Source organism: Paenibacillus tuaregi (assembly GCF_900086655.1).
Taxonomy (GTDB): Bacteria; Bacillota; Bacilli; order Paenibacillales; family Paenibacillaceae; genus Fontibacillus; species Fontibacillus tuaregi.
The window spans coordinates 3503815-3523367 of sequence record NZ_LT575476.1; the positions used below are offsets into that span (position 1 = coordinate 3503815).

Consider the following 19553-nt stretch of genomic DNA (forward strand, 5'->3'; position numbering starts at 1 on the left):
CCCTGTAACATGATCAAGGTCCTTGAAGACTCTATTCCACATGCTGCATGCTGTCTCCTGTCCCCGAGGCTGAAATTTCTTCCGTTACTGAAAATTTGTTCTGAAATTCGCGGAGCAGCCTGACCGTATAGTCCGCCAAGAATGCGGCTCCCAGTGTCAGCGAACGCTCATCAATCATCATTCGGGGATGGTGAAGCGGAAATTCTCCAGGACCTTCCCCTCCGGTCCCCACAAGCACAAAAGCTCCCGGCACCCGCTCCATATAGTAGGCCATGTCCTCGCTTGTCATTTGGGAATGGGCGAGGCGCTTCACAGATGACCTGCCAGGCCCTTCTTCCAAGGTCAGCTCAGCAAGACGGACCAATTCCCCGTCATTCACCGTTGGCGGGTACCCGAATTCATAGCGGACCTCGGCCCTCGCATTCAACCCCCTGGCGACACTCTCCGCCAGTTCCGGAATCCGCTGCGCCATATACTCCCGGGTCTCCCGGCGCACCGCACGGACCGTGCCCTTCATCTCGACCCGGTCGGCAATAATATTCGGCAGGCTTCCACCATGCACGGAACCCATGCTCAGTACAACCGGATCAGCCGGATCACTCTCCCGGCTGATCAGCGACTGCAGCGCCGTAAGAACCTGTGACGCCGCATAGATTGCGTCGACGGCCTGATGCGGGGCAGCTCCGTGACCTGCCCGGCCGTGAACCGTAATGTCGACATGGTCCATGCTCGCCATGATCGTGCCCTCCTTCAGGCCGAACTGGCCTGTCGGGAAATCCGGCCACAGATGTAGGCCGATAATCGCATCCACGCGGGGCGATTCCAGAGCCCCCGCTCTAATCATATGCCGGGCACCGCCCAGCATTTCCTCGGCCGGCTGGAAAATAAACTTGACCGTTCCGGCAAGTTCCCCCTTGAGGCCGGCCAGCAGCTTCGCTGCGCCAAGCAGCATGGCCATGTGCCCGTCGTGGCCGCAGGCATGCATCCGGCCTTCATGGACGGATGCGAATGCAAGTCCGGTCTGCTCCTCCAGGGGCAGAGCATCCATATCCGCCCGCAGGGCAATTACCGGGCCGGGACTTGCCCCTTCCAGCAGGGCGATAATTCCCGTGCCCGCCACCCCTGTGCGCACAAGCAGGCCAAGCTTGCTCAACTCCTCAGCCAAGTAGGCCGAGGTCAGCACTTCTTCGAAGCCCAGCTCCGGATATTTATGCAGATGGCGGCGTGCCGCTGTAATCTCTTCACCTAGTGATACGGCTTGTGCCCATAGACTATTTCTGTTCATGGCCTGCTCCTTCTAAGGTTAAGTGATAGATTTGACGGGGCCGGCCGCGGCCGGCCGGCTGCTCTTCCCCTACGATGCGGGCAATCCCGAACTTCTCCAGCACCGCCATGATACGGCGTGCACTTCGCAGCGTAATGCCGAAACCTTCGGCAAGCTGCGAAGCCGTGAACGTCGTGGTTCCCAGCCGGTTGCAGAAGGATTGCAGCTTATTGATGGTTCCCACGCTGAGCCCTACCTTTTTGGCAATGGACAACAGCCGGGGGTCCTCGCTGCGGATGGAATATTCCAGAATCAGCTCAGATCCCATCGGACCGTATACAAGTCCATCCTGCATGATCAGGAAGCAGTTGCCTCCACCGCTCAGCTTCGCCTTCAGCAACGCCTCCCTGGCCTTGCCTTCCGCTTCATTCGCCGTGCGGCCGATGCCGATGCCGATGCTGGCTTTCCACTGCAGCTTCTCCATGATTTCCAGCAGCAGCGGGGCCTCCTGAAACCTCTTTGTTGTCTGTTCAATAATTCCGCGTGTCGTTATGAAGGAAACCTCGTCCCCGTCCGTCCATTTGATCAGCGCCTGCGTTTCCTCCCCGTAATCCAGCAGGATCTGTTGAAGCACAAGTTTTTTGCGCTGCAGCTCATATTCCGAGGATACTTCCTTGGAGACCTTCATAAAATTATCAATATTCATAATTCCAACGGCAATCTGCGAGCTGCTGAACTTCAGGCTTTTTGCCTCAAGCAGGGCCCGGTTCAGACAGTCCCGGATGGAGGAACGGGTCGGCACGACGCGGTATACCGGAATATTCAGCTTCTTCAGCCGTTCATAGACCGAGGTAACCGAGGTCACGGTGACCTTGACTTTGCCTTCAGTCCACAGATCATGATGAAAAGACACAAGTTCGTCGGTCTCCTGACCAACCTTATATGACTTCACATACAGCTCATTGTCACTCATTCCGATCTCGGAGAGCCTCTCTTCAATCTCTTCCCGCTCCAGTACGTCCACACTGATCTGAAGGCCTGAAGTATCGCCGGCATGAAGCACCCCACTGCGGATAAGATCGAACAGGACCTTGTACAGAGCTGTCCCGGAATAATGAACATGAACCATAGGTTTATCCTTGATGATCTTTAAGGCCATCTGATATGGAATCGGACCGGTGAACAGAAAAATGTCGGCCTGGTCAGCCAAATCCGCGACCAGCTTCACGGTATCCCTCTCATGCTGATAAGCCGCTGGAATCATCGTGAATCCCTCGTATTTCGAGCCGAGTTCCATAACCGCCTGTACCAAATCCTGCGGACCAATGACAGCAACCTTCAAATTAAGTGACATGGTGGTCATCTCCGTTTCTTTGTCGGCTATAGGCGAGGGGGGCAGGACAGAAAATTACGAATCTCTGTAAGAGAACGGCTGGCCAGATCCGCGCAGCCTTCTCCGAAATATTCAAATGAAATAAATCCTTCATATTGAAGCTCCACCAATCGGCTAATGATCAGCGAATGATCGCAATCCCCTTGAAGAATCGGAACCGGTACGCTCAGACCCCAATTCTGATGATTCCAACGGTAATTCTTGAAATGCACATGCTTAATCCAGGGGTACAATACTTCCAGTGCTGGGAGAGTATCCTGGTGGTCCACGAACAGATTGAAAGGATCATAAATGAGCTCAAGGCTCTCCTCATTCACGTCATCCACGAGGCGCTTGATCCAGTCCAACCGGTCCACATAGGTACGGTTATGGATCTCGACCGCGAGCCGGATTCCCGAAGCCGCACATATACAAGCAGCTTGCCGGATGCCGCCCACAGCCGCCTCCCACTCCTTCGATCCCGCTTCCGCCGAAGGCACATGGCCTGCGAAGGTGCGAATACGCGGGCTTCCAACCCCCCTGGCCAGCTCCGCTGCACGCCCGATCTCGCGCAAGTCTGCCGCGATCTCCTCGGGTCCCTTGGAGAAGCTGGTATACGCGGCCAGAGCCGGCACTTCAAGATCAGTCTCCTGCAGCCGAGCCTTGATCTGGCCCAGACTTTCCCCGGACTTCAGCGCATCCTCAACGTGCTGGGTCCATAATTCAACCCCATCCAGCCCCACATCCCGGGCAGTGGACATCACCTCAGACAGGGAACGGGATTTCAGCCCTGTCGAACACATACTGTACTTCCAGACAGGCGGATTATTCAGGCTCAAGGAATTGTTCCACTCCTTCCTCAGCTGATCGGTATACAGCTTCAATTGCGGCAATAACGGACCGGGCATAGATTCCGGAGCTTTCCGGGTCAACCCCAGAGCGGATGGCTTCAAGCAGGTCACGGAACTGCAGGACGAACGGGTCTTCCTGATCTTCAGGCTCCACCTGCTCATACTGTCCGTCGCGTGAGACCCACAATCCCTTGCCCGGACTTAATCTGGCCATGCCCTGTGTGAAGATCAGCTCCGTCCTGTCACCGGATACGCCCTCATAGCCGGATTGGACAATAGTGGCGGCAAGCCCGCTTGTAGTTTTAAGGAACACCACACCGCTGCCCTCGACATCCCCTTTCGTTCCATAGAACGTCAGGTCCGCGCTGATCCGACTGACCCGGCTGCCGGTCAGGAATTGGATTTTATCGATCGAGTGGGCGCCCAGATTCATCATGATGCCGCCTCCCGATTTCATCTTCTCAAAAAACCAACCCGGACGCTCATCCCGGTAATAATACAGGTGACGGGTATCCTGAATCGCGATCAGCTTGCCGAGCTGCCCGCCCCGGATCAGCCGCCTGGCCTGGATATTCGCGGGCAGATAATGCTGGGTATGCCCAACCATGAGGGCCATTCCGGCACGGGCGGCGGCATCAATAATCTCGTCGCATTCCTGAACACTCAGTGCCATCGGCTTCTCCAGCAAAATATGACATCCCTGCGACAAGCACCAAATCGCACATTCCTTGTGCAGATGGTGAGGGACCGCAATCACCGCAATGTCCGGCTTCTCCCGCTCAATCATCTCCCGATAGTCCTTATACGCCCGGACTCCGTACTGAGAGGCCAATGCCAGACGCTTATCCAGATTCGGATCGGCTACGGCCACGCCTGCCAGCTCAGGCAGCTGGGCTATCGCATCCAAGTGATTGCGGGAGATGATGCCTCCTCCCACCAGCGCAACCCTGTATTCCATGAATTGTCCCCCCTATTTAATTCCCGCGGAGTTGCTGCCCTGCACAAAATACTTCTCTGCGAACAGAAACACCAGCAGGATCGGTATCAGACTAAGCAGCGCAGCGGCAACCACGTACTGCTCACCCCCGCTGTATTGCCCCCCCAGAGACAGAATCCCGATTGGGAGAGTAAAGTTCTCCTTGGAGGTCAGGAAGATCGCCGGTGACAGAATCTCATTCCATTTGGTCATGAATGTGAAGACGGCGAGGGTTGCGAAGGTTGGCTTACACATCGGGATAAAGATTTTCCAATAAATTTGGAACGGATTGCAGCCATCAAGCTTGGCAGATTCCTCATAATCCTTGGGGATTGCCAGGAACGCCTGGCGCATCAGGAAGATGCCAAAAGGTTGTGCCAGCCATTCCAGCAGCCATAGAGGAGTAAGGGTATCCAGCATCGCCATGGATTTGAAAATAACGAATTGCGGGATGATCAGCACTACCGAAGGAATCATCATCGTTCCCAGCACAACCATGAACAAGGTATTCCGGAACGGGAACTGAATCCGGGCGAACGCGTAGGCCACCATGGAACAGGAAATGAGCCCCCCAATTACGGACAATACGGTAACGATCGCGCTATTTGAGATATATTGCGCGAACGGCCCAAGCTTCCATACCTCACTGTAATTGCTCCACTGGACCGGGTTAGGAAACCATTTGGGAGGCACTGAGGTAAATTGGGCATATGTTTTCAATGAGTTGAACACCGTAGACAGAAAGGGCAGAAACATGACTAACGAGCTGATCGTCATGACAAGATAACTGACGGTCTTGCGCACCTTGGATTGGGTCATTTGAGGAATCTCCTCCTTGCATCATCGGTAGTCAAGCGCTTATTCATAATGCACCCACTTCTTCTGCAGGGTGACCTGTATGATCGTTAGAACAAATAGAATCACGAACAGCACCCAGGCAATCGCAGAAGCATATCCCATCCGCAGGAAGGAGAATCCCTCACGGTACAGGTAGATCATGAGCACAAGACTAGAATTGTTAGGTCCCCCGGCCGCCGTCGCATCCTGAGCACCACCCGTCATCACATAGATCTGCTCAAATGCCTGGAAGGTGGAGATGGTGCTGAGCACAATGACCAGGAAGGTGGTACCTGAAATCAGCGGAACGGTAATGTGGAAGAACTTCTTCAGGGTACCTGCCCCATCTATCTCCGCGGCCTCGTACACATCGGAAGGCACATTCTGCAAGCCAGCCAGGAAAATAACCATAATGTAGCCTATCCCTTTCCATACCGCAATCAGCACAAGCAGCGGGATAACCAGATGCGGATCCTGGAGCCATGTCTGCGGGCTCAGACCCATCCGGGTCAGCAAATCATTCGCCAGACCAAACCGTGTATTGAAGAACGTATCCGACACATACAAGATAACGGTCCAGGAAGAAATAACCGGGAGAAAGTGAGCCAGCCTGAACAGCTTAAGACCCTTGAGCTTCTGGTTAAGCGCGGTGGCTAGAATCAGCGCCAGAATGGTCTGTAGAGGAACAAAAAGCACAGCGAAATAGAGCGTGTTGCCCAGCGACTTCCAGAAGATAGGCTCATTGAACAGCCTCGTATAATTATCGAGTCCCGTCCATTTCGGCGGGTTAAGAATATCGTAGTCCGAGAAGCTGAAATACAAGGAAGCCAGCAGCGATCCCAGAACAAACACGATAAAGTGAATCAGGTAGGGGGCAACCATCAGAAGTCCCCATTTGCCGTCGTTACTCAGCTTCTTTCTGCGTGCGCGGACTCCCGGTTTGCCCTGGGCAGGCGCGAGTTCTGTATTTTCCATCACATTCTCTCACTTTCTTAAGGATACCGGCTGATTCTGCAGCCGCCGGACACCTAATGGAGTGGTATGGTCTTTGGTTATATAAAATGAGCTTATGAAGGTTACCCTTTAGAAACGCTGCGATGCCGAGTGTTCTTACGATCACTGTGGTCTCCGAAATGCTTGAACTAGATATCCGGTGGGGCTTTTCGGGACAAAGGCGGACGCTGCGCTTCTTCAGAATCACTCGTCCTCTCCGTTTGAGATCGGTTAATTCTAAAGTTCATCTTATATAACTTGATGTTCAAGCTTAGTGATCGTGCAGATCCTTCCATATGCCTAAATGGATACGGGCAGCCCTGTCAGATGCTTGTGACAGGACCGCCGGGTACCCGGGATATTACGGATTCATCATTTCTTCTTATAGAATTCGTCGAGCACCTGCTGCACATCTTTATCCGCTGAGGACAGAGCTTGGTCTGGAGGGACTTCACCTTGGAAGGCCCGGTTGATATTGTCATTGAATTTGCCCACCCATTCACTCCATACCGCATTAACGTCCAGCGTGCCCGCAAATTCAAAGCTGTCCAGAAATGCCTTCTTGTTGGCTGGCTTGCCGTTCAGGAACTGCTCGGAATTCGCAACGGATTTCTTCACCGGCACGGCTTCACCCAGAGAAGCCCATTCCTTCTGGGCCTCATCTTCCGTAGCCCAGTATTTCACCCATTCCCAGGCTGCATCTCCCAGCTTGCCTTCTGCTTTCTTATTGATCACCCAGCTGTTCGCAATAACCGGGGAGAAGCGCTTCCCATCAGGACCTTTAGGCAGGAGCGTCACATCATAGTTAAGACCGGCGTTGTTCGCATCAAGTGTTCTCGCATAGATACCGATTCGCATCGCTGCCGCTTTGCTCGGGAACGGTGCCATATTGCTCTGGAAGCTCTTGAGATCGGCCGGAGTCGGGAGCAGATGACGCTTCATTCCGTCAACAATCCAGTCCAGGGCCTTCTTGTTCTCTGGTGAGTTGATCACTGACTTGGTCAAGGTCGGATCAAGCACCCCGCCACCGAACGATTTGAGCACCGGCATCCAGCCTTCAGTGATACTGAAGAAGGTCAAGCCGTACTGAGCTACCTTTTTACCGTCAAATTGCGGATCTGTCGCAGGTTTTCCCGCTGCGTCCAGCGTCAGCTTCTCTGCGGCAGCTTTAAGATCATCCCAAGTCCAGTCTGTGGTTGGATAAGTGACCTTGGCTGCGTCAAACATGTCCTTGTTATAATAGAGAACCCCGATTTGAATCCCTTGCGGCACTCCCCAATATTTGCCCGCAGCGTCTTTATTGAAATCGAGTCCGTAGTAATCATCATGCTTCAAATCCTTGCCGATAAGCTCGGTCAGGTCCTTAAGCGCACCACGCTCCGCATATTTAGGGACAAGTACCCCATCTGACAGCCAGACATCCGGTGCATTACCGGCAGCAATCTGTGTATCAAGTTTCTGAAAGAACTGCCCGTAAGGAGAGGACTCCGTCTTGACCTTGATATTGGGATGGGAATCCTGGAACTTCTTAACGAGCTCCTGCATCTTGGCATCGGTCTGTGCTGAAGAATAATACCCTAGTCTGAGTTCCACCTGATCCCCAGAGGCGCCTTTCTTATCGCCTCCACCAGAGCAAGCTGACAAGATCATGGATGATAACATGAGTACCGCAAGGATGAGAACACCGCGTTTGTAAGTCAGATGTTTCATGGTAAGCCCCCTTAATAAATTTATAAATAAAAGTAATTCCAAACTTTTTTGTTAATTACTTTTATCCACGACACTAAACTTGCTTTAATCCATATTTATGGGTCGAGGTCCATAATCAGACCGTAATGAAGCTGTGCCAAGCCTATATTTTTGTACGCTAATATGCCGGGAACCGGTCTTTAACGAGAATGGAGATCCCTGACAGCAGCGTGTAAAATGGGACATGCCGAGAATGAAGCGCTTCCAAATCTTAGAGGAAAAGAGAGAGGAAGTCTTCGCCCCCTCACGATGACCATCTGAAGTCAACATTTGTGTAGAATCTTCCCACCGCAATCTGAAGTTCTCTTTTATATAGAATGAACTTATGAAAGTTATACTTCTCGGGCGCTGCGATGCCGAATGTTCTTACGACCACTGTTGTCTCCAAAATCCTTGGAGTACATATCCAATGGGGTATTTCGGAGACAAAGGCGGACGCTCCTCTTCTTCAGAATCCCTCGTCCTCTCCGCTGAGACCGGTAAAATTCTATAGTTCATTCCACCGCATCTATCCACATGGGCGAATTCCCCTTGCTTCCTACACCTTAAGAACCCAGCTTTCCGGCAATTGGCCATCATACTGCCGCGCGGCAAGCACTTCCCCTGTGAGGTGAACCCCGGCGAACTGAAATCCTTTAGGTCCCTGATGGGAGAATAAAAGTGTATCCACCCTATTCCCTTGCTTGATTTCAATTACCGACGCATCCTCCTCTCCAACCGTACGGCCATAGCTGTCCGCACACTGGACAAGCCGGGCTTCAAGATCCGTCTGTTCATCCGGCCTTTCCGGGTAGAACAAGGTAATAAACCGGGTAGTGCCTTGACCGTATTGCCCCAGAACTGCCTTCACGGCCGGCGTCTTCTCGTTATAATTCCGTGATACCCATGATGACTCGATGCTAAGGTTCACCGGAGTCAGCGGGATCACCCGCAGGACAGGGCTGGCGCAGGCTCCATTCAGATCGGCGGAAGCGATAATCTCCCCCGACTCCCTGAGCTGGGTAAGCGTTAAACCTTCAGCAAAATGCAGGGGCAATTCGTACTCGTGACCCCCGTGCGACCGGAGAGTATCCACGATCAACCAGTAATTCGGCTTGACGAACACAATCTGCCGTTTAATCTGAACCGGCTGATCAAGCCGCCAATAACCGTCATGTCCGGCCTCCGCATAATCAAAGGCATCACTGCTGCGCCAGATTGCGCCGAGCGGCTGGGCTTCGTGCTTCCATCTCCATGAGTCCACATACTCGGAAATGGTCTTGCCATCCACGGAAATCGTGTTGTGCTGCAGCGATTCTTTGAAATACCGCCGATCCTCATTCTCCATATATGTGCATCTGCCTGGATCTATGAGGAACTGCTGGCCGTAAGCCGATAGACTGAAATGCAGCAGATCGTCATGGCCGTGGGCCCGGATCACATCCATATGGCCGGCATCAAACAGCAGATACCTCGCATCCCTGGACCAGTCGCTGCGCATAAACGCATAGCCACTGTCCTGAAGCCACACCGAGCAGAATGCTGGATCAACTGGATTCAGCTCTTCATACCGCTGATACCCGGTCTCTCCGAAATACCAGATCCCATCAAGATCAAGATGCTGGTATGCCTGGCTCTTGAGGTCGCCCCGTCCAAGCAGGCAGGCTCCCCGGCTCAGCACATCCCGCACATCGGTGCCATCGCTGTCACCAAGCATCGGCTGATGACCATCCGGCTGTACAAAGGCGAGTGTAGCTGTATACATCCGGTCCAGCGTCGAGCGCAGGCGGTCCGGCAGGGTGTAGTCGTTCAGCTCAGCCAACCATACTGATTCGAAAATGCAGTGAAGGACCTCATGATGGTACATCGTGCACTGCTCATTATGCATGCCGTCGCTGAACACCTGAATCTCGGCCATCTCATGAAGCCGTCTGACCGCTGTTTCACGCCACACCGCCGACTCCTCAAATTCCGGAAACAGAAGCGCCAGCTGGAAGAGACCGTTGGTCTCCAGGTAGCCCCAGTTGCTCTGCCTGTCATGGGAGGTATATGCCCGGTTCAGGTATACCCCGTGAAGGTGTACGGCAGACCGGAACAAAGCCTCTTCCTCTTCCCCCCATAAGGAAGAGCTGCGGATACAGAAATATCCTTTGAGCCAGTGGGTGATGCGGATTCCGCTGTCCAGCTTTCTCCAGGTGTCTTTTACATTAAAGGAACGGGATTCGCTGGCTTCCAGCTCCTCCAGCGTAAGCGGGTTCTGCCGAATCCAATCCTTCATAATGCGAATATAACCTTCCGCATATTTATCTTCCTTGGTCAGGAGGTACGCCTGACCCAGCTCACCCATATATCTGGCCCGGTTCAGCATCACCAGCCATTCCAGATCATCATGGTGCCTGTAATTCCAATTGATCTCCCCTTCAAAATGCACGGGCTCCGTACAGCGCTCCATATCCCAGCGGTGGGTAAAAATAAACGTCTGATCTACGGCTAGATCTGCACGCTGCAGCAACTCCGCCACCTCATCCGGCCAGTCTCCCAGACTGGCAGCAACCATAAAGTCATGATCCTGCTCTGACCAGTAGTATCGAGGCAGCGCAAGCCCTCCCTCTTCAAGATCCTTATGCACGAATGGTCAGCCCTCCTCTCTCTCAGTCGATGAATCCGGCGGATTGCTGCCGCCAAATAACTGCTGCTTGATTGCTCTTCCGGTCGGGGTGTCCGCAAGCCCGCCCATGGCGGTCTCCTTCAGGGTACCCGGCATCGCCTGGCCGACCCGGTACATTGCCGCAACGACCTCATCCGCCGGGATCACACTGTGAACTCCTGCCAGCGCCAGGTCGGCCGCCACCATCGCATTGGCGGCTCCCATCGCATTGCGCATCACACAGGGAACCTCAACGAGGCCTGCAACCGGGTCACAGACAAGGCCGAGCGTATTCTTCAGCGCGATGGCAGCGGCGGCGGCGGCCTGGCGGGGAGTTCCGCCGGCCATTTCGACAATAGCGGCCGCAGCCATGGCCGATGCGGAGCCAACCTCGGCCTGACAGCCGCCGGCCGCGCCCGAGATGAACGATTGGTTCGCAATCACGAAGCCGATGGCACCCGCCGTGAACAGGAAGCGAACCATCGCCTCCCGGCTCGCGCCAAGTTCTGGAGCCAGCCCGAAGAGACAGCCGGGAATCACCCCGCAAGCTCCCGCCGTCGGGGTAGCCACAATCGTGCCCATGGCGGCGTTCACCTCATTGGTGGCAATAGCCCGGCTGACCACATTCAGCATCCGCGAGCCGGAAATGCTCTGTCCAGCAGCGGCATAAGCGGAGAGCTTCTTGCCCTCTCCTCCGGTCAACCCGCTGCGCGAGCGGACATCCTCGGTGATTCCTCTCTGAGCCGCCTGTTCCATCGTATCCAAATGCTGAAGCATTTTGCCGATGACCAGCTCACGGGTAAGCTCAGAAGCGCCCATTTCCTCCCGGATCATCACCTCGGAGATTGGGATTCCCCCCTGCTCGGCGAGCTGGACCAGCTGTTCAATCGACTTGAAGTTCATACTCCGCAGCTCCTTTCAGCAAGTTTATAGGGGAGGAATGATCCGAGCCCCAGCGACATGGGGGAACTGGGCCACCTGCTGCCCGATCAGGTCATCCATAGGCTGGTCGGTCTCAATCATTAACAAGGCTTCCTGGCCTTTGCCCTTGCGGGACATCTGCATGCGCCCGATGTTGATCTGGTGATCGGCCAGTACCTGAGCCACGGAGGCAATCATGCCAAAGTGATCTTCGTGGAACACCAGCAGAGTCCAGCTGTCTCCTGTAAGATTAACTTCAAAACCACCGGCTTCCTTGATCTCGATTTTGCCGCCGCCGATCGAGATGCCTTTGATCTCCAAGCTGCCTTGATCATCCTCCAGGATCACCCGGGCAGTGTTGGGATGCTCCTCCGGATCATCTGCAGTCGTAATGACAATATCCAGGTTCGTGTCCTTGGCCAGGATAAGCGCATCTTTGATTCGTGGATCAAAGGTGTCGAACAGCTGGACCCCGCCCGCGAGGGCCACGTCAGTCCCATGGCCTCTGTACGTTCCTGCAAACGAGCCGTACAATATGAACTCCGCTCTGGCGGGCGGGCGGCCAAACAACAGACGGGCCATTCGGCCAATCCGCGCCGCCCCGGCAGTATGTGAACTGGAAGGGCCAATCATGGCGGGGCCGATAATATCAAACACCGATTTAAATTTCATCGCCAAGCCATTCCTTCAGATGCCCCTTGACGAAAGCATCGTCGTTAAGATCAGGGTACTGCCGGTACACCCGGTCAATCTCCTCCATTTGTCCTGGCGAGAGCTCTTCCTCTGGATTCAGGCACCATCGGCCTTCCAGAAGCCCCTGTCTTCGCAGAACTTCATGAATTCCCGGGATACAGCCGTGAAATCCATGGGAGGGGTCGAACAAAGCCGCATTCACATCCGTAATCTGTGCTCCCCGGGTCAGCAGCTCCGCCGGAATATCCGCTCCGCTCTCGCGCAGCTGGATAATCTCTTCCAATAGCTCAACCGCGGTCTTGGTCCATACCGCCCAATGTCCGAGCAGACCGCCGACGATCTTCTTCTCATACACCGTCCCGTCTTCCGTGAAGCGGAAGGTAGTCAGCAAATCCGCAACGATATTGTCATCGTTCCCCGTATAGAGGGCGATCTCATCTTTGCGGCTGGATGACATTACGGCCCTGACCACATCCAGCGTCTGGTATCGGTTGAAAGGAGCCATTTTGATTCCCTGGACCCCAGGAATCTCCGCAAGCTCTCTCCAGAAGGAATAACTTAGCGGCCTTCCTCCGACAGCCGGCTGCAAGTAAAAACCAAACACCGGAATGATATCAGCGATAGCCTCGGCTCTCCTCAGCAGCTCACTTTCACTGTAATCCTGAAGTCCCCCAGTGCTTACCAGCCCTAAGTTATAATTGTATTTGGCTGCAAGCTCCGCTTCCCTCAGCGCCTGGTCAGTCGGGCCGCAGATTCCGGCCACCTTGATCAGCGGACGGTTCAGCCGCGCAGCCTCAACCTCGTCAGCTGCAAGCCGCAGCACGGTCTCCAGCAGCCCAACGGATGGATCGCGGATTTCAAACTGGGTTGTATGCACGGCGACCGCGATTCCACCTGCCCCCGAGCCCAAATAATACCGGGTCAAGGCCCGCTGTCTGCGTTCATCCAGCTTCCGGTCCGCATTCAAGGCCAGCGGGTGAGCGGGAATTGCGGTTCCCCGATGCAGCAGGCGGTGTACAGACGGTTCGAGTTCACGCACGCCAGCCATCAGAATGCACCTGATCTTTCCTGGAAGTGGGTCGGCTTGCCCAGCGTCTCGCCGCCATGTTCCACCCATTCAAGCGTCCACTCAATCATCTGCCGCAGGGAAACCCTTGGATATCCGAATAATTTATGCGCTTTGGACGCATTGCTCAGCAGAGCGGTATCTTTCTCTACACCCGTAAAGACAGGTGTCTTCCCGAGCCCTTCCCCGAATCTCTCCGCAAGCCAGCGGATGGAAACGGTTTCAGGACCGGTTACATTAAGAGTAACTGCAGGAGAATCACTGATCAGCAAGGAACGGATCGCCATTTCATTGGCATCCCCCTGCCAAATTACATTCACCTGACCCATATTCAAATCCACAGGGCGGCCTTCATTCACCGCGCTTGCGACCTCCAGCAGAATTCCATAACGCAGATCAATTGCATAGTTCAGGCGGAAATTCACTACCGGTGTGCCGTTCTCCCTGGAGAAGTATTCAAACACCCTTTCCCGGCCCAAGCAGGACTGCGCATATTCGCCTATTGGCCCTGCCGGATGCTCCTCAGATGCCCCTCCAAGAGATATAGGGGTAAGGGGGTAGACATTGCCTGAGGAGAAAGATACGATTCTCGAATTACGGTACTTCTCAGCCACCCGGCCGGGCAGATAAGCATTCATGGCCCAGGTGAAATATTCTTTTCCCGTAGTTCCAAATTTGTTCCCCGCCATATAAATAACATTAGGTATATCTGGAAGCGCATTCAGAGCTTTGTCATTGAGCAGATCCGCCTGCAAAGTTTCAATTCCTGCCTGTTCCAATTCCTGTTGAAGAGATCCTGAAGAAAATCTGGACACTCCAATGATTCTCTTCTTCACCCCGGCAGCTTCGGCTCCCCGCTTGGCTAACTTCGCCAGACTGGGTCCCATTTTACCGCCAACACCAAGCACGAGAATATCTCCATCCAACCGGGCCAGATCTGCGGCCAATTCAGCAGACGGTTCGCTTAAGCGCTTCTCCAATTCGGGTACTGTTCTCACTACCAATCACCTCATCTGATCTTAAAGTCGGCTGAGCTGGTCTTTCTAACCCCCATAGTAGGGGGCAGGCATTTAAAAGACAACGACTTTAAATGGTCCGAAATTGAGGTGGGATATTTATACATCTCATTTCATACGATTACACACAAAAAAAGAACGTCCCCAAAGTACCAGTTTTGGCAGACGTTCTACTCATTTTTAAATAGGGTTAAATTGAGATCATGGCACCGCTTTCGTCAAAGAGGGCTGAAGGGTTCCAAGAAACCTCCCACACATGATTCTCCGGATCGGCAAAATACGCGGTTCGGCCGCCCCACGACGCTTCATGCGGACTGCGCAGAACCTTGGCTCCTGCACTCGCGGCTTGTTCCATCACCTGATCAACTTCTTCTGGCTCTTCGACATGAATGGCGAGCACCATACCGCCGAAGCTCCGCCCTGGCCCTGTCTGCGCAGCAGCCTCAAGCCCGGCATCTCGTATCAATTCTTCCTGCGGGATTAGGGACAATAGGACTCCCGCAGTAGTAAACACACTGATCTGATCATTGCTTGCCGGCGTTTCTTCCCAGCCGAGTGAACGGTAGAAGGCTCTGAGCTCCGGCATGGATAATGCTCCCAAAGTCACTAGGGTGACGCGCTGCGGTACCATACAATATCCCTCCCTAAAAGTTGTATCATTTATCATACCTCTAACAAACTGAAATATCTATAGAGTTCCTGTCTAATTTTGTTTAAGCGGACACCTGTTTATTTACCTTTGGTAAATTTTTTTGCTCTCCGCCCTTATTTCAATGGACCCTTGCCAAGGTCCTGTGGAACTATGAATCTAGTTTAAAATGATACCTCCCCCCTAAATTCCCTATTCAAAGCTGCAAGAAAAGTGTCCAACCAAGTTCGTATAAAAAAGGGACTTTGGTAGGTTGAGCCCGCCGTTTCGAGCCAGAGAGTCCGAGTATTCGACTTCTTTTGAGCATAAATCTTAAATTCTCCCCTTATCTGCTTCCATAAATAACATAGTTAACCAGTAGGATTCGGTTTCTGTCAAAAATATGTAAACTCTTTATATCTTAACTAGCCATTCATATACCAGGCACCCGCGAAATATGCCCAGATTTCTTCCTTATCCAGCGTACGCGGATAAGCTCTCCAGAGAAAATCTGTGCCCTTCATTCAGCGTTATACCTGGCCGTATGTCTGCCTTGTAAATTTACAAGAATTCAATTCAAGAAGGAGGAAACCCATTGAAATCCCATTCACGTCAGCAATGGTTAGTCGGAATTCTTAGCGCATCGCTCATTCTTGGCTTGGCTTCCCCTGGAGCGGCTCTCGCGGCACCTGAACAGAAGCCTCAGCTCACGTCCAACTCCAAAGTACACTCTAGGCTTAATCCTAAACTGAATCTGCCGCAGTCGAAGGTGGAGGTCTCTCTTAAGGCAGCTGAAGCCTCAGACCTTGCTCCCCGCAATTTTGTGCCCTCCAGTGACAGCAGCAGCCTGACGACGGTCATCGTTCAATTGGAGAACGAACCGATTAAGGTCTATGAGAAGCAGTCCCCTGGAGCCAGTCTCACCGATCATGCCAGCCGGGTTCGGGTGGAACATAACAAGTTCAAGACCGCCGCCCAGGCGTACCGCAATCTGACGATCAAACGTGAATATTCCAAAGCATTCAACGGGTACTCCGTTCAACTCCCTGGCAATCAGGTGGATAGCCTGCTCAAGCTTCCTGGCGTCAAGGCGGTATATCCGAATCTGGAATATCACGCGCTTCCGGATGAGTCAACCGGAGAAGTGGGACCACTTCTTGATAACAGTGTTCCCCACACGGGAGCTCCCGTCTGGTGGGATGCGGGTTACAAAGGCAAAGGCGTTAAAGTCGCCGTCATAGACACAGGTATCGATTATAACCACCCAAGCATTAAAGGAGCCTATAAAGGCGGATATGACTTCGTTGACAATGACAAGGACCCGTTTGAAACCAAACCGGACCCTACTAAGCCTCCAAGGGACGGCAAACCTTATGAAACCCAGCACGGGACCCATGTTGCCGGCACTATTGTGGGCCGCGGGAATCCTTCGGACCCAAGCGGCAAGGAAGGCTGGGCAAGAGGTGTGGCTCCTGAAGCGGATCTGTATGTCTACCGGGTGCTCGGACCTTACGGCAGCGGAACAAGTGAGAATGTCATCGCTGCTGTCGAAGAAGCTGTGGCAGACGGAAATGATGTGCTGAACCTGTCGCTAGGCTCAGACTATAACAACCAATATACAGCGGATACAATCGCTCTTGATAATGCGGTCAAAGCAGGTGTCGAAGTTGCCGTGGCCAACGGCAATGACGGACCCGGAGACGCAACTGTAGGCAGCCCTGGCGGCTCGCAGCTGGCGATTTCCGTTGGCGCTTCTACACCGCCTTTGGATACTCCAATCTTCAAGTCCGATGAATTGAGCGATCTGTACGCCTACCTTACCACTTATTCGCCAGAGCTTACGGATACCAAAGAGGGCTGGGAGGTTGTTCCCGCAGGCCTTGGCAAGCCGTCGGATTATGACGGGATTGATGTCAAAGGCAAAATCGCGCTTGTGTCCCGCGGTGACATCTCGTTCCATGATAAGGCGGTCAATGCCAAAGCCGCAGGTGCGGCCGGTCTCATTATATACAATAATGTCCCTGGCGAGATCCAGGCCACACTAGGCAATCCTGGTGAATATGTGCCAACTTATACGATCATTCAAGCAGATGGATTGAAGCTGAAAGAAAAGGCTTCGAAATCAGGCTATCGTGTCCACATCGGCTCCGTCAGAGAACAGGATCTGCTTGCCGATTTCAGCTCACGTGGACCTGCCCTGCCGGATTATACCATTAAGCCGGATATCACTGCACCAGGCGTAGCTATTACTTCTTCCGTGCCTTCCTGGAACGGCGATTACAGCAAAGCTTATGAATCCTTACAAGGCACCAGCATGGCTTCCCCGCATGTTGCCGGCGCCGCTGCACTCTTGATCGAACGCTCCAAGTCCGAACGCAAAGAGAAGCATCTTGATCCTGAACAGATCAAGGCCCTGTTGACGAACAATGCCGTACAGATCCACGATCGTTCAGGCACGCCATACCCTGTTCAGCTTCAAGGGGCTGGACGAATAGACCTGGCTAATGCTCTCTCTGCTGAAGCCATCGCTTCCGTTAAAGAAACGCTCCCTATTGATCTGCAGGGCTCGTCCACCCGGGATTATCAGACCGGCAGTCTGTCTTTCGGACAGCGGGCAGCAGGTGTGTCGGTAACCAAGGAGATTACACTGAAGAACATTGCCGGAACCAAACAAACATATGATGTGCAGGTGAAATGGAACGGGCAAGGCAATAATGCACCTACCCTTGTGTCGGCTAAGCAGCAGGTTACTTTACAGCCCGGCCAGAATCAGACCACCTTCACCGTGAAGCTTGATATTCCGAAAGGAACACCGGAAGGCCAATTCGAAGGACAAGTACTTCTGGTGAAGCAAGGTGATGGTCATACTCTGCGTCTTCCGGCAAGTGTATATGTAGGCGAGTCCTACAAGGTTGACGAAATCACAAATATAGGTTTCTCTAACGACATTTTCTCACCAAATGGGGATTATCTGGCAGACGCAACGGATGTTTCCTTTGACGTTACGTTCCCGGTCAAGGACTTCGACCTCATAGTCCGCAGTGATAAAGAAGGCGATCAGGGGATTCTTTATAACGGCCTTCATGAGAAGCCCGTCCATAACCCTGATACCTATAAAATCATAGATTGGGATGCCAAGGTCACCGCCCAAGGCAAGGAAAAGACGCTGCGGGACGGCTTGTACTGGCTGACTCCTGTGATCCATGATTCAAATTCCCGTTTGGAAAAGCAAAGCTCCCCGTTTGTCGTTGACCGGGAAGCTCCAAAAGCCGCTGTGAACAAGCCGGGGCTGGTCATCCACGATGATGGCAAGACAGGAACGATCTCTGGGCAAATTCTCGGTGATACTCTGCTCGATGTGCTGCCGAATGTGAAATATTCGGAAGTCATCGGCGTGGCCGTCCTGGCCACCGATCCGGAAGGCCACTATAATCAATACGATGGAGTTATCGGGGATGACGGACGCTTCAGCGTGGAGGTGCCTGTCTATGAAGGTGGCAACAACACCTATGAAGTCTATGCATACGATGCTGCTTCAAACGGTCTCTTGACACCATTTGAAATCGTCAAGCAAGAACAGCAGCAACCAGCTACCCTGTACGCAGACCCTGCAGTCCAGGAAGTGAAGACAAATACCAGCTTCAACGTTGGAATCAAATTCTCAACTACTGCAAGCGCCAATGGGGCTTCCTTCAGCGTGATTTACCCGGATAATCTGAAGCTGGGCGAGGTCAAGCTGGACCCTGCCACATTCCCGGATGTACAGGATGCTGTCGTCAAGCAGGAGATTGTGAATACACCCGCTGGTGGGAAACAGCTCAACTACTCTGTAACTTTAAATAAGGGCACCTTTACGGGAACGGGCCAACTGGCAGCTTTGAGCTTCCAATCGCCTGTGGCGGGTGATTACAAGGTTAAACTTGATTCTGCTGTAATTAAGACTCCAACTGGGCAAGTTCCGGTTCAGGGCTTAAACAGCGTCCAGGTCGTTGTCAAGCCGGGCACTCCAGACCCCGGCAATCCTGAAGGCACTTTCTTCCTGGATTCTGAGGATTACTCCCTGCTTGTAGGTGAGGAATTCGAGACCGTAGCGCTGTTCAAGGATAAGAATGGCAAGATCACCAATGTGACTTCAGATACAGTATATACTTCCAAGAATCCAAAAGTAGTCACCATTAAGCCGGATGGAAGCCTGGTAGGCGTAAGTAAAGGCGTGACTCAAATTACCGCGGTTTACCAAGGCCATACCTTTACCGCCAATGTGATTGTGGTCAAGCCGTATACGAAGCCAGCGGACAACGTATCCGGGCAAGATAATCCCCAGCCGGATACTGCAGAGTCCACTCCGGGAACGAACGATGCCAAGCAGCAGCCTTCAGCCAATTAACAGAAGACTGAAACCAATGAAATTTTGTATATAACATCCCGCATGATATTATCTCATAACAAAATTAAGGGGGCTGTCCCTAAGCCGCAAATGGCTCAAGGGATAGTCCCCTTAATCATTTATGTAGGAAATTAATGATTTCCGTATCCAGGTTAGCACGCGTCCCATCGATAC

The 19553-nt window shown here is 53.1% G+C and carries 14 protein-coding genes; 1 reads left to right on the top strand and 13 read right to left on the bottom strand.

Going from position 1 to position 19553, the window contains the following annotated elements:
• Positions 1 to 31 precede the first annotated feature (31 nt).
• The 13 genes from BN6628_RS15650 to BN6628_RS15710 form a co-directional block, all read right to left on the bottom strand.
• Entirely contained in the window at positions 32 to 1285 is a 1254-nt protein-coding gene (locus BN6628_RS15650) for a M20 metallopeptidase family protein (protein WP_068618994.1), read from the bottom strand.
• On the bottom strand, positions 1272 to 2618 hold the full coding sequence (locus BN6628_RS15655) for a helix-turn-helix domain-containing protein (RefSeq protein WP_068618996.1): 1347 nt from the start codon (positions 2616 to 2618) through the stop codon (positions 1272 to 1274). Before BN6628_RS15655 ends, BN6628_RS15650 begins: the two co-directional genes overlap by 14 nt.
• A 26-nt stretch (positions 2619 to 2644) precedes the next feature.
• On the bottom strand, positions 2645 to 3475 hold the full coding sequence (locus BN6628_RS15660) for a sugar phosphate isomerase/epimerase family protein (protein ID WP_068618998.1): 831 nt from the start codon (positions 3473 to 3475) through the stop codon (positions 2645 to 2647).
• The gene (locus BN6628_RS15665) at positions 3462 to 4445 is read right to left on the bottom strand and encodes a Gfo/Idh/MocA family protein (RefSeq protein WP_068619000.1); all 984 of its coding nucleotides are present in this window, start codon (positions 4443 to 4445) and stop codon (positions 3462 to 3464) included. Before BN6628_RS15665 ends, BN6628_RS15660 begins: the two co-directional genes overlap by 14 nt.
• Positions 4446 to 4457: 12 nt before the next feature.
• A complete protein-coding gene (locus BN6628_RS15670; protein WP_068619002.1) occupies positions 4458 to 5282 on the bottom strand; it encodes a carbohydrate ABC transporter permease in 825 nt (274 codons plus the stop codon).
• A 39-nt stretch (positions 5283 to 5321) separates the two neighbouring features.
• Positions 5322 to 6275, bottom strand: coding sequence for a carbohydrate ABC transporter permease (locus tag BN6628_RS15675; RefSeq protein WP_068619004.1), 954 nt, complete (start codon positions 6273 to 6275; stop codon positions 5322 to 5324).
• 390 nt (positions 6276 to 6665) lie between these two features.
• Positions 6666 to 7994, bottom strand: coding sequence for an ABC transporter substrate-binding protein (locus BN6628_RS15680; protein ID WP_407944642.1), 1329 nt, complete (start codon positions 7992 to 7994; stop codon positions 6666 to 6668).
• Between the two features lie 586 nt (positions 7995 to 8580).
• The gene (locus BN6628_RS15685; protein WP_068619009.1) at positions 8581 to 10650 is read right to left on the bottom strand and encodes an alginate lyase family protein; all 2070 of its coding nucleotides are present in this window, start codon (positions 10648 to 10650) and stop codon (positions 8581 to 8583) included.
• A gap of 6 nt (positions 10651 to 10656) precedes the next feature.
• Positions 10657 to 11571, bottom strand: coding sequence for an L-serine ammonia-lyase, iron-sulfur-dependent, subunit alpha (gene sdaAA, locus BN6628_RS15690; protein ID WP_068619011.1), 915 nt, complete (start codon positions 11569 to 11571; stop codon positions 10657 to 10659).
• A gap of 24 nt (positions 11572 to 11595) precedes the next feature.
• Entirely contained in the window at positions 11596 to 12261 is a 666-nt protein-coding gene (gene sdaAB / locus BN6628_RS15695) for an L-serine ammonia-lyase, iron-sulfur-dependent subunit beta (protein WP_068619013.1), read from the bottom strand.
• A complete protein-coding gene (locus BN6628_RS15700; protein WP_068619015.1) occupies positions 12251 to 13330 on the bottom strand; it encodes a dihydrodipicolinate synthase family protein in 1080 nt (359 codons plus the stop codon). Before BN6628_RS15700 ends, sdaAB begins: the two co-directional genes overlap by 11 nt.
• A complete protein-coding gene (locus BN6628_RS15705; protein WP_068619017.1) occupies positions 13330 to 14346 on the bottom strand; it encodes an NAD-dependent epimerase/dehydratase family protein in 1017 nt (338 codons plus the stop codon). Before BN6628_RS15705 ends, BN6628_RS15700 begins: the two co-directional genes overlap by 1 nt.
• Before the next feature lie 208 nt (positions 14347 to 14554).
• Positions 14555 to 14995: a VOC family protein gene (locus tag BN6628_RS15710; RefSeq protein WP_068619019.1), complete on the bottom strand. Its 441-nt coding sequence runs from the start codon at positions 14993 to 14995 to the stop codon at positions 14555 to 14557.
• A gap of 592 nt (positions 14996 to 15587) precedes the next feature.
• Here BN6628_RS15710 and BN6628_RS15715 point away from each other — a divergent pair.
• Positions 15588 to 19379: a S8 family serine peptidase gene (locus tag BN6628_RS15715; protein ID WP_068619020.1), complete on the top strand. Its 3792-nt coding sequence runs from the start codon at positions 15588 to 15590 to the stop codon at positions 19377 to 19379.
• Positions 19380 to 19553: the final 174 nt, after the last annotated feature.